We start from the raw sequence: 10939 nt of genomic DNA, 5'->3' as shown, positions 1-10939 counted from the left end.
CCCGGAAAAGCTGAATAGTGACACAACGTCATGCTCGATAAAGCGATACATTGAAAAACTAAGCGCTTTATCGAGCAATTTAATCTAGTAGCTTACTCAATTAACTTAACAGTGGCGCCAGGTTGAATTTGCTTAGCCGCAAACCAACCTTGCGGCATTTCCAACGCAGCAATAACTTCACTATTAGCAGCAACAGTGGTTTCGTCTAATGGCTGTAATGGCTCAATATGCATAATAGTCCAATCTGGGCCAATAAAAGCCACATCTAATGGCATAGTGGTATTACGCATCCATAAGCTAATAGCAGCAGGTTGTTGATAAAGTAATAACATGCCCGGCTTAGCCGTTTGCTGAAACATTAAGCCTTGGGCGCGTTTTTCTGCCGTATCAGCCACTTGTACCACGGTAGTAATGCCGCCAATATTCAGGGTCTGTAACGAAAACAAGGCTCTGGCCTGTTGCTCTGTTGGCGGATTAGCACATGCCGCGGTAGCCAGAAGCAATAATACACTACAACCTAATTGCTTAAATCCTAATTGCTTAAATAAGGTAGGTTTATACATATTTTATCCTTGTAACCAATAGCTTAATGCAATACCGATAAAGATTAACATGCCAACATAATGATTATGCAAAAAGGCACTAAAACAACCGGCTAAGCTTTTATTGGCAAGGCTTTTTCGAGCCAAATTTTGCTGATACACAAAACACGCCGTAGCAGCCAGTAAGCTAACATAGTACAACCAATGTAACTGGGCTAAATAACCTACGACCAATAGTAAGATTATACTAGCAGCTTGCAGCAAACCGATAATTAACAGTACCTGTCGACCAAATAAAATTGCCGTCGATTTTATACCCGTTTTTAAGTCATCCGGTTTATCAACCATAGCGTAATACGTGTCGTAAGCCACGGTCCAAAGTAAATTTGCCGCATACAATAACCAGACTATTAACGGTAGTTGTAACTGAATTGCCATAAACGCCATTGGCATACCCCAGCTAAAAGCGGCACCTAATACCACTTGCGGTAAATGGGTGTAACGCTTCATAAAAGGATAAGCCACGGCCAAGCCTAATGCCACTACCGACAGTAATACCGTTTGCCAATTTAAAAATAATAATAAAGCCGCACTGGCTAATATCAGCAGCAAAAATAGTTGAATGGCTTCGGTTGCAGTCACACGCTTCGTCGCTAAGGGCCGGTGTTTGGTTCTAGCTACCGCGCCGTCCACTTTTCTATCGGCAAAATCATTAATTACACACCCTGCGGCGCGCATTAAGATTACACCTAACGTAAACACCACTAACAAACCTATTGGTGGTACACCTTCGGCCGCAATCCATAAAGCCCACCAAGTAGGCCATAACAACAAATAAGTGCCGATTGGCTTTTCTAAGCGCATTAATTGCAGATAATCAGGCCAATGTTTGCGGGTTAATTGCCACTGCATTATTGCGCTCTCGTTACATGATTTGCTGTTGCCGATAATTGCTGTATTGCGGGTAAAAACACTTCTGCCACTAAAAAAGGCTGTTGTTGCAACTGAAATATTGACCGTCTGGCCCAGCACTGTTGCAATTGACCTGCAGCAACTTGTGGCAGACTAATATCTACTTTACAGGCTTCAATCTCACCCCGAACTAAGTTTGCTTGGCGAAATATATAATCACCTAATGGCCGCTGGCCCATATTGGCTAATGGCTGCAAGATATCTAAGGTTGTTTTGGGCAACCAGCTTTGCGCATAAACACAGGGTTTATCATCGCAGTATAAAATAACTTCGCGCAATAATGCTGGGGCGCTTGCAGGGAATAGCGGTTGTAAAAAAGACGGTAGCGGTTGCATACTTTCATGCACAACCTGCAGGTGAAATTGCTGGCAGTGTCGCTTTAATCGAGCCGTCAATGACGCTACTTCGAGTAGCCAAGGCGCAATGCTCGGCGGCAATATCATTTGGTCTGCAACTGACCAATCAGCTTGCAAGGAAATAACAGGCGTTGTCACAAATAATCATCGTCTTAAAGTAAATGCTAGCGGCATAATAACAACTTAATGCTAGCTTTTCAGCATTGATAACGGTTAAACATTTGACCTACCTAAACCATGGCCCAATTAATAATCAGTATTAGCAGTTAGCAATTAAGCACTAAGCTGGTAAAATAGCCAATAATCGTTATGGTACTAGCAAGTATTAGTAAACCTACATCCCCTAAAGTGAGCCTTATGCGTAAATATTTCTTAGCTTATCTATTATTAGTTGGCAGTTTTTCGGTTTTTTCAGCAGCTGCCGATGTCACTAAACCGGAAGTCGTGTATTACGGTTTTGATCCCGATATCGTGACTAATTATATTGCAGCTGATCGCCGCACCATGGGATATATTCGGGTCGTCGTCGAACTGATGCTAGATAATAAAATCCACCTCTCCACCATAGAGCATCACGAACCTTTAATCCTAGACACTATAATTGGTACAATTAGCCAACAGCCAGAAGAAAAAGTAAAATCGTTACTCGGTCGTGAAGAAATTCGCCTAAATATTTTGCAAAAGCTGCAGCAAAAAATGCAAGACGAAACGGGTAATACCATGATCCGAGATATTTTATTTACTAAATATCTGTATCAGTAATACCCATGCCGTGACTCATGACAAAGGTTACTTATCACAAGGCTTACTGTTGGCGGTTAATGGCGACCCGGATGTTTACGTAAAATTAAAGCCCATGCCATACCGCTAACTAAACCAGCTAAATGCGCCCAATTGGCCATGTTGACCCAAAGCAAATCAAAAAAGCCTAATACTAGCCATAACACTAAAAAGCCAGCCATACCTGAACTGATAAACATGCGCTGGCGCGGATTAATCAGTCCTGCTAACCAACAATAACCAAATAAACCATACACTACGCCTGATAAACCGCCAAAATTAGGCCCAGTCATAAAGTATTGTGCTGCATTAGATATCAACGCCACCGACAAGGTAAAATTAGCCAATAGAGCAAAGCCTAACACCCGCTCAAATTGCCGACCAAGCAACCACCACCAAGCTAAATTAAACACTAAATGGGTAAGTGAGAAGTGTAATAACATCGGCGTAAACCAGCGCCATAACTGGGCAGGTTCAGATAACTGCAACCACTTTGCTGCACTGGGCCAGTCAAAATACATCCATGCGTACACCAGTAAACATAGCACTAACATCGCTGTTGTTAATGGCGCTAACAGCAAGCTACGTTGCCAATTAATGCTCGGCAATACAGTCGTCTGGCTAGCACTAGGTTTGCTCAATTGCCAAGCGGCTTGCTGATAACGCTTATGTTGTGGCTGTTGCATAAACTGGGCTAATTCGGCTTCTGCTTGGGCTAATTGATCGGCTGCACAATATAATTCCGCAACATCGGTCGATTTAATCTCAAGATGCACGGCTATGCCTTGAGCTTGGCAATAATCAGCAAATAACTGTGCCGCTTTTGCCGAGTTTAAAACCGCAAAGACTTCTAAATAAGACTCAGTCATTTTTAGCTGTGCTGTTTGTTGCAGTATCAGTACTGAAAGGTTGTTGCTTGCGCCAGCTTTCAAAGCCACCGTCTAAGCTATATACCTGCTCGAAGCCTTGGTTAACTAAATACTGGGCTGCGCCTTGACTTGAATTGCCATGATAACAAACCACAACTACCGGTTGGTCAAATTCAAATTGCTGTAAAAAACTATGTAAAGTGCCATTGGTTAAATGCTTTGAATTAGTAATATGACCGGCGGCAAAGCTTTGTTCATCACGGATATCCGCGATAACCACATTATCTTTTTCGATTAATTCGGCAGTTTGTTGCACTGAAATATGTTTAAACTCGCTCATGCTTTCTCCTCTATTTACACTGGCTATATTAACCTAAAGCCAACTAAATTAACCTAGCAAAAAAATAATTAGCCTGTCGAGTTTCGCTTTACAGCAAAATTAGCGTAATTTACGGCCTGTTACACAATAATGACTAGACATAAGTTTAAACTTTCGTTAACAATATACTTATTATAAATAGATAACAGGTTTAACAATGACAAGTTTAATTATTCTGGGTCTGTTGCTGGCAATTGTGTTCTGGGTTATTAGTATTTTTAATAACTTAGTAAAATTAAAAAACCGCTTTCAAAATGCTTTTGCTCAAATTGAAGTTCAACTTAAACGCCGCTATGACTTAATCCCCAACTTAGTTGAAACCGCTAAAGCATATATGTCGCATGAACGTGACACGCTTGAAGCCGTCATTCAAGCTAGAAATGCCGCTATGGCAGGTCTTAAAGTGGCAGCCAACAATCCTGGTGACGCCGGAGCTATGACTGAACTAGCGGGTGCTGAAGGTGCCTTACAGCAAGCTATGGGTCGGTTAAATGTGGTAATGGAAGCCTATCCTGATTTAAAAGCTAATCAAAACATGATGCAGCTTTCTGAAGAGCTAACCAGTACTGAAAACCGTGTTGCCTTTGCCCGCCAAGCCTTTAACGATGGCGTAACAGAGTACAATAGTTACAAACAAAGTTTCCCTGCTGTGGTTCTTGCTCCCAGCTTTGGCCATGCTAGCGATGCTAAGTTACTTGAGTTTGCTGATACCGCTCAAATTCAAGCTGCACCCAAAGTGAGCTTCTAACTAAAATTATGAGTAGTAATTTTTTTGCCCAACAAGATTTAGCTCGCCGTAATACCCGCTTATTAGTGGTGTTATTTAGCCTTGCCGTATTGCTACTTATTACGTTAACCAATGTTGTCGCGTTATATAGCTTAGGCTTTATAGATGCGACTTTTGTTACTGGCCAAAGCAGTAGTTATAACACCGCTCAGAGCAGCAACTACAATCAAAACTTGCCTTGGGTCACAATTGGCTGGATAAGCACAGTAGTAATAGGCGCCGTCTCAATAGCCATCTTATTAAAGTGGCATAAATTACGCCATGGCGGTCGCGCGGTAGCTGAATCATTAGGTGGTGTGCGGTTAACACCTGACAGTAGCGATCCGTTACAACGTCGGTTACTCAATGTGGTAGAAGAAATGGCACTGGCCGCTAACCTACCCGTACCACCAGTATATTTATTGCCGGAAGCTGGCATCAATGCATTTGCTGCGGGTTATAGCCCTGCCGACGCAGTGGTAGGGATTACTCAAGGTGCGTTAGAGCAGTTAAATCGAGATGAACTTCAAGGCGTAGTCGCCCACGAGTTTAGCCATATTTTAAACGGCGATATGCGGATGAATATTCGCTTGATAGCCATTTTAAATGGCATTTTATTTATTGGCCATGTTGGCTATTTTTTAATGCGCACCGGCAGCACTCGTAGCGTGGGTCGTTCGCGAAATAATAAAAACAATGGCGGCGGTATTCTTGCGTTAGCATTGGGCTTTATCGTTATTGGTTATTTAGGTTCTTTTTTAGGTAATTTAATTAAAGCCGCCGTTAGCCGGCAACGCGAATATTTAGCCGATGCCTCAGCCGTGCAGTTTAGCCGTAACCCCAGAGGTATAGCCGGAGCATTAAAAGTTATTGGCAGTCATAGCAGTAAAAGTATTATTCGCAGTAAAAATGCCGATGAAAACAGCCATTTATTTTTTGGTGAGGCCATTAGTAGCTGGATGAGCATCTTTGCCACTCACCCGCCACTAGCAAAGCGTATTCAACGGTTAGAACCGCATTGGAATGGTAAGTTTCCTACCCCTAGAGCTAAAGACCAGCAAATAGCTGAAGCAAATGCTCAGCTTAATACGGCTAACGAGCTAAATGCCGATAACACACCTGAGCAAGCTAAAAGCCCGCGGGATAAGTTTATCGCAGCCCTGCCGTTGTTACTGGTCCATAGCAGCCGGCAAAGCCAGCCAGCCAGTGCTTTAGTTTGTTGTTTACTGTTGCAACCAGACCACGCTATCCGTACAGCACAGCTTGGCTTAATTAAACAAATTGGCTCAGCTGAATTATTACAGCAAGTTGATCAACTGTGCGATCAAGTCGAAAAACTTAATTTGTTACAGCAAGTACAATTATTACAACGCGTTATCCCAGCATTAAAAACCTTAAGCATTAACGAATTTACGCAATTAAACCAATTACTTAAATCATTACAGCAACAAATGGTGCAACCTAGCCTAAGTAGCTGGTTAACTTATCAATTTATTCAACATACTGTCGCGGTTGAGTTTGATAATAAACAAATAGTTCGCCAATTTTCACGCCAAAGTATCAAAGAATTGCAACCTTCTATTTTAATGCTGTTGGCCTTAATTAGTAATGTTGCTGGCGATGATGTAGCGCAACAACAAGATGCTTGGCAACAAGCGCTACTGGCGTTAGAGCTTGCTGAAGATACCGTTAAACCAGACATTGATTGGTCATTACTCAGCAAAGCGTTACCGCAATTATTAGCCTTAACCCCCAACGATAAACAGCAGTTATGGCAAGCCATTCATACTGCAGTGAATGCCGATAATCAACTGGCAATGCAAGAGCAAGCCTTACTCCTAGCCTTGGCATTATTATTAGAAATGCCCTACGACAGCAGCATAACCTAACTGATTGTAGATATAGACTCAGCGGATTACAGATATAGTTGCCACTAAGCTTTAGCCTTGCTCAATTATCAGGTAGAATTAGCGACCGTTTTTTCAGCAGGAGTTGCGTAATGGCAGAAAATGAATTATTTCTGATGTACGATGCGTCATTCGATGAAATGGACGCTGAAGGCTGCCCAAGCTTTGGTTATGTCTTAGTGTTTAATCGGGAAGATGCCGACAGGTTTCAGCCAGGTCAAAATCCTGAAAATGCCGCTGTTTCCATGCTATTTACTGATCACGCTGATGGTAGTATCAGTGGTGACTTGCTGGGCTGGGCGCATTTAGATCAAGAAATTTTCCAGCACTTTCCATTAGGTCAATTTTTATTGTTAATGGAACAAGCCGCCCAAGTCGCCATTAATGCTTACCGTCAGGTTAATCAAGTACCCGATAAACTGGTGGCACAAAATCTAGAAGACGCCGACTTATTACAATTTGATGTCCAATTTAATGATCTGCAATTAAGCGAAGCTCAGTCAGAACAGCAATTAGCCCAACAGATGATGTTAGGCCGGCCTTATTTAGATTCATAATTCCACACTATGCAAATCATATTAGCGCCGATGGAAGGTGTCGTTGATCACTTGATGCGTGACATGCTAACGCAGATAGGTGGCTTCGATTTATGTGTCACTGAATTTATTCGCATTGTCGATCAATTACTACCAGCGCGAGTATTTCAACGCATTTGTCCAGAGCTCGCCCAACAAGGTTACACCGCCGCCGGTACACCAGTACGCATTCAATTACTTGGCCAAGAGCCTAACTGGTTAGCCGAAAATGCTTTTCGCGCCGTAAGCTTAGGCTCTCATGGTGTCGATTTAAATTTTGGCTGCCCGGCTAAAACAGTCAATAAAAGCCGAGGCGGCGCAGTATTACTAAAACAACCTGAGCAGTTATACCAAATAGTGAAAGCGGTGCGCGAAGCTGTTCCTAGCCAACATACTGTCAGTGCTAAAATACGCTTAGGCTACGATGATACTAGTTTAACCTTAGAAAACGCTCACGCTATCGCCGCAGCGGGTGCTTCGGTATTAACCGTGCATGCCCGAACCAAAGCCGACGGCTATCGCCCACCCGCTTACTGGCCTTGGATAGCCAAAATTAAGCAACAGGTTAATATTCCATTGATTGCCAATGGAGAAATTTGGGATCGTGATTCAGCCTTATTATGTCAGCAGCAAGCTAACTGTCAGGATATAATGCTCGGCCGGGGTGTTTTAGCTATGCCAAATTTAGCCCAGAGTATTCGGCAAAATAGCCATGCTATGCCGTGGCCGCAGGTATTAACCTTACTGATGCAATATTCAGAATATGAAGTCAGCGGGGATAAAGGTAAATATTACGCTAACCGGATTAAACAATGGTTTACGTATTTAAAACGCCAATACCCTGAAGCAGAGTTATTATTCCAGCAACTTCGCACCCTGCGAAAAAGTAATGAGATCCTAACTCAATTACAAATAGCCCTACAGCAAGCTGCATAACTCTGTAGCCAACATAGCCAAAAGTCTTATACCCTAACTGCTAATCAAACATTGTCAGCTAGCATATAGCCATGCATACTCAGATACGTTATTCCGTCCCACTTTTGCCATTATGTTCAGGAGTTATGCATGAAATTATCCTCTGTTAGTCTAGCCATTATTGCTGGTGTTGGTTTATTTACTAGCGTTCAAGCCCAGCAAACTGTGGCTATTTCCACAAACCTTGAACAAAAAGTGATTGAGTGGCGCCGCGATTTACACCAGCATCCAGAATTAAGTAATCGTGAATTTCGTACCGCTAAAGTGATTGCCAAGCATTTAAAAGCGCTAGGCTTAGAGGTACAAACGGGTGTTGCTCATACCGGCGTCATCGGCGTATTAAAAGGCAGCAAACCCGGCCCCACTATCGCCTTACGGGCCGATATGGACGCCTTACCGGTAGTGGAACAAACCGATGTGCCGTTTAAATCCACAGTCTTATCTGAATATCGTGGCAAAGAAGTTGGCGTTATGCATGCTTGTGGTCATGATATGCATGTCGCTATGCTAATGGGCGCTGCAGAGCAGTTAGTCGCCATGAAACAGCAATTAGCCGGCACCGTGGTCTTTATTTTTCAGCCAGCAGAAGAAGGCGCGCCAGATGATGAGGAAGGTGGCGCTGAACTGATGTTAAAACAGGGTCTATTTAAACAACACCAGCCAGAAGCGGTATTTGGTATTCATGTTTGGTCTGCGGGTACTGTCGGTCATATCGGTTATCGCGAAGGTCCATTAATGGCCTCCTCAGATCAATTTGAAATAACAGTTAAAGGTAGACAAACCCACGGCTCACGGCCTTGGGGTGGTGTTGATCCTATCGTCGCTGCTGCGCAAATTATCAGTAACAGTCAAACGATTATCAGTCGCCAAATCGATATAACCAAAGCGCCAGCGGTATTAAGCTTTGGTATTGTTGAAGGTGGTGTACGCAATAATATTATTCCAGACCAAGTCTATTTAGAAGGTACTATTCGTAACTTTGATATGGATAATCGGGCACAAATTTTCAAGGATCTGAAGACTACAGCTGAAATGACGGCTAAAGCCACCGGCGCTGAAGCCCATGTCCATATTAATGAAGGTTACCCAGTCACCATTAATGATCCCGCACTCACTAGCAAAATGCTACCAACAATAGAGCGTGTAGCTGGTCAAGACAAAGTTCATGTTAGTGAACTGGTTACCGGCGCTGAAGACTTTTCATTCTTCGCCCTAGAAGTACCAGGGCTGTTCGTGTTTTTAGGCGTAACACCTGAAGGTCAAGATGCCGCTGCAGCACCAAGCAATCACTCTCCGTTTTTCTTCGCTGATGAAAAAGCGTTAAAAACCGGTACTGAATTGTATGTGAATTGGGTAGTAGACTACGCCAAGCTATAAGCTTTTTTCAAGGGGTCAGAGTACTTGAAACTATTTTTGAGTTTCAACGACTCTGACCCCTTGAACATTTGGCTATGAATATTGGCAAGGGGAAAGGTCAGTCTGAAAAACTGATTTTCCCCATCGTTACGCTAGGGATGCCTTCTCTAGTATTACTAAATTTTTGTTTGCCGCCGACTAAACACTCATTAGCTAACACCGCAAATAATACCGCTTCTTTGGCATCTGGGTTTATGTCCAATTCAGCTGTACTAGCAATGCTGATGTCAGGTAACGCTCGGCTGATATGTTGCATTAATAATGGATTATGAATACCTCCACCACTGGCATAAATAACAAACTGATCCAACTCTGCAGTCATGCTCGTTATCGCGTGCACAATCATATCGGCAGAGAAGCGATTTAGTGTCGCCATCACATCAGCACGATTTAAGTTTTCGGTACTGCTTTGCTGCTGCGCTTGCTCTAAATAGGCTAAGTTAAATACTTCTGGACCGGTAGTTTTTGGAAAGCCCAGCGCAAAAAATCTATCTTGTTTTAAAGCTGCTAATAAAGCGCTGTTTATTTCACCAGCATTAGCCAGCGCTGCACTGCGATCATAATATTGACCTGGAAAGTAAGCTTGAATATACGCATCCATCATCGTATTGCCCGGGCCTATATCCGAGCTAAAAACGGCATTGGCATCTTGGCTGCTAGGTAAATAGGTTAAATTGGCAATACCGCCAATATTAAGCAAAATCCGATTTTCTGCTGGGCTGCTAAACAATAAATAATCGCCATACACCGCTAAAGGTGCCCCCTCGCCGCCCGCGGCAATATGCTTTTGCCGAAAGTCACTGATGGTGATAATGCCGGTTTTCACCGCTAAATGATCAGCATCACCTATTTGTAACGTCGCATTACCAAATTCTGCTAGCTGATGTTGGCGCTGCGGACAGTGATAAATCGTTTGGCCATGGCTAGCCACCACATCAACGTCATTTGCGGTTAATTGCCACTGTTGTAAGCACTCATTAATCATCCGGCCATGTTCAAGCCCAATCCATGGGTGCAATAACGTGACCATTTGCAAGTCGACTTGGCGTTTAGAAAATACCGCTTTAACGCGTTGTTTATAGTCTTGATCATAATCCACTGTGCAAAAGTTAATGAGTTCAACCTTGGTTGCCAAACCTTCGCCGCTTAATCGACATAAGGCCACATCTAAACCATCTAATGAGGTGCCGCTCATTAAACCAATAATCATCCGACTAGGTTTAGCAGCAATATCAGCCAGTTTTTGTATATGAGAATGCATGATGTAGCCCTTGCAAAAGTGGTTAGATACAGTTGTTTATCAGCTTATGATGAATAAATTATTCAATTAAATCTACATTTAAACTAAATAAAATTGCACTCTAACGTTATATTGAGTATATATTTAACTTTACTGCAGTTA

At 42.8% G+C, this 10939-nt stretch carries 12 protein-coding genes; 6 read left to right on the top strand and 6 right to left on the bottom strand.

Translation table 11 applies throughout. The annotated features are described in order from the left end of the window. Positions 1-92: 92 nt before the first annotated feature. From BI198_RS04735 to BI198_RS04725, 3 genes are read right to left on the bottom strand one after another with little or no spacing between them, the layout of a single operon-like run. Complete coding sequence (locus BI198_RS04735) at positions 93-563, bottom strand: DUF192 domain-containing protein (RefSeq protein ID WP_070048517.1); 471 nt, start codon at positions 561-563, stop codon at positions 93-95. A 3-nt stretch (positions 564-566) separates the two neighbouring features. Then, positions 567-1454 (bottom strand): 4-hydroxybenzoate octaprenyltransferase, encoded by an 888-nt coding sequence (ubiA, locus tag BI198_RS04730; RefSeq protein WP_070048516.1) that lies wholly within the window; start codon positions 1452-1454, stop codon positions 567-569. Beyond that, on the bottom strand, positions 1454-2008 hold the full coding sequence (locus BI198_RS04725; protein ID WP_074467407.1) for a chorismate--pyruvate lyase family protein: 555 nt from the start codon (positions 2006-2008) through the stop codon (positions 1454-1456). Before BI198_RS04725 ends, ubiA begins: the two co-directional genes overlap by 1 nt. Positions 2009-2227: 219 nt before the next feature. Between BI198_RS04725 and BI198_RS04720 the strand changes: the two genes are divergently transcribed. After that, positions 2228-2632 (top strand): flagellar basal body-associated protein FliL, encoded by a 405-nt coding sequence (locus BI198_RS04720; protein ID WP_070050654.1) that lies wholly within the window; start codon positions 2228-2230, stop codon positions 2630-2632. Positions 2633-2688: 56 nt separating this feature from the next. Here the strand turns inward: BI198_RS04720 and glpG are convergent, their stop codons facing one another. Beyond that, positions 2689-3519, bottom strand: coding sequence for a rhomboid family intramembrane serine protease GlpG (gene glpG / locus BI198_RS04715; protein ID WP_070048515.1), 831 nt, complete (start codon positions 3517-3519; stop codon positions 2689-2691). Beyond that, the gene (glpE, locus tag BI198_RS04710) at positions 3512-3859 is read right to left on the bottom strand and encodes a thiosulfate sulfurtransferase GlpE (protein ID WP_070048514.1); all 348 of its coding nucleotides are present in this window, start codon (positions 3857-3859) and stop codon (positions 3512-3514) included. The genes glpG and glpE overlap by 8 nt, the downstream gene beginning before the upstream one ends. A 196-nt stretch (positions 3860-4055) precedes the next feature. Between glpE and BI198_RS04705 the strand changes: the two genes are divergently transcribed. The 5 genes from BI198_RS04705 (at position 4056) to BI198_RS04685 (ending at position 9498) form a co-directional block, all read left to right on the top strand. Continuing rightward, a complete protein-coding gene (locus BI198_RS04705; RefSeq protein ID WP_070048513.1) occupies positions 4056-4646 on the top strand; it encodes a LemA family protein in 591 nt (196 codons plus the stop codon). 8 nt (positions 4647-4654) lie between these two features. Then, a complete protein-coding gene (locus BI198_RS04700; protein WP_070048512.1) occupies positions 4655-6553 on the top strand; it encodes a M48 family metallopeptidase in 1899 nt (632 codons plus the stop codon). Between the two features lie 110 nt (positions 6554-6663). After that, a complete protein-coding gene (locus BI198_RS04695) occupies positions 6664-7128 on the top strand; it encodes a hypothetical protein (RefSeq protein ID WP_070048511.1) in 465 nt (154 codons plus the stop codon). 9 nt (positions 7129-7137) lie between these two features. Then, entirely contained in the window at positions 7138-8082 is a 945-nt protein-coding gene (gene dusC / locus BI198_RS04690; protein WP_070048510.1) for a tRNA dihydrouridine(16) synthase DusC, read from the top strand. Between the two features lie 129 nt (positions 8083-8211). Further along, entirely contained in the window at positions 8212-9498 is a 1287-nt protein-coding gene (locus BI198_RS04685; RefSeq protein WP_070048509.1) for an amidohydrolase, read from the top strand. A gap of 97 nt (positions 9499-9595) precedes the next feature. Here the strand turns inward: BI198_RS04685 and BI198_RS04680 are convergent, their stop codons facing one another. Continuing rightward, the gene (locus tag BI198_RS04680; protein ID WP_070048508.1) at positions 9596-10798 is read right to left on the bottom strand and encodes an anhydro-N-acetylmuramic acid kinase; all 1203 of its coding nucleotides are present in this window, start codon (positions 10796-10798) and stop codon (positions 9596-9598) included. Positions 10799-10939 lie beyond the last annotated feature (141 nt).

The organism is Rheinheimera salexigens (genome assembly GCF_001752395.1).
Lineage (GTDB): Bacteria > Pseudomonadota > Gammaproteobacteria > Enterobacterales > Alteromonadaceae > Alishewanella > Alishewanella salexigens.
The sequence above is the reverse complement of the archived record's forward strand: the minus strand, read 5'-3'. Positions and strand labels throughout refer to the sequence as shown.

Excerpts from the sequence above, each read along its gene's own strand:
- BI198_RS04705 (WP_070048513.1), top strand. The coding sequence starts at position 4,056 with ATGACAAGTTTAATTATTCTGGGTCTGTTGCTGGCAATTGTGTTCTGG.
- ubiA (WP_070048516.1), bottom strand. The coding sequence starts at position 1,454 with ATGCAGTGGCAATTAACCCGCAAACATTGGCCTGATTATCTGCAATTA.
- BI198_RS04720 (WP_070050654.1), top strand. The coding sequence starts at position 2,228 with ATGCGTAAATATTTCTTAGCTTATCTATTATTAGTTGGCAGTTTTTCG.
- glpG (WP_070048515.1), bottom strand. The coding sequence starts at position 3,519 with ATGACTGAGTCTTATTTAGAAGTCTTTGCGGTTTTAAACTCGGCAAAA.
- dusC (WP_070048510.1), top strand. The coding sequence starts at position 7,138 with ATGCAAATCATATTAGCGCCGATGGAAGGTGTCGTTGATCACTTGATG.
- glpE (WP_070048514.1), bottom strand. The coding sequence starts at position 3,859 with ATGAGCGAGTTTAAACATATTTCAGTGCAACAAACTGCCGAATTAATC.
- BI198_RS04685 (WP_070048509.1), top strand. The coding sequence starts at position 8,212 with ATGAAATTATCCTCTGTTAGTCTAGCCATTATTGCTGGTGTTGGTTTA.
- BI198_RS04680 (WP_070048508.1), bottom strand. The coding sequence starts at position 10,798 with ATGCATTCTCATATACAAAAACTGGCTGATATTGCTGCTAAACCTAGT.
- BI198_RS04695 (WP_070048511.1), top strand. The coding sequence starts at position 6,664 with ATGGCAGAAAATGAATTATTTCTGATGTACGATGCGTCATTCGATGAA.
- BI198_RS04735 (WP_070048517.1), bottom strand. The coding sequence starts at position 563 with ATGTATAAACCTACCTTATTTAAGCAATTAGGATTTAAGCAATTAGGT.
- BI198_RS04700 (WP_070048512.1), top strand. The coding sequence starts at position 4,655 with ATGAGTAGTAATTTTTTTGCCCAACAAGATTTAGCTCGCCGTAATACC.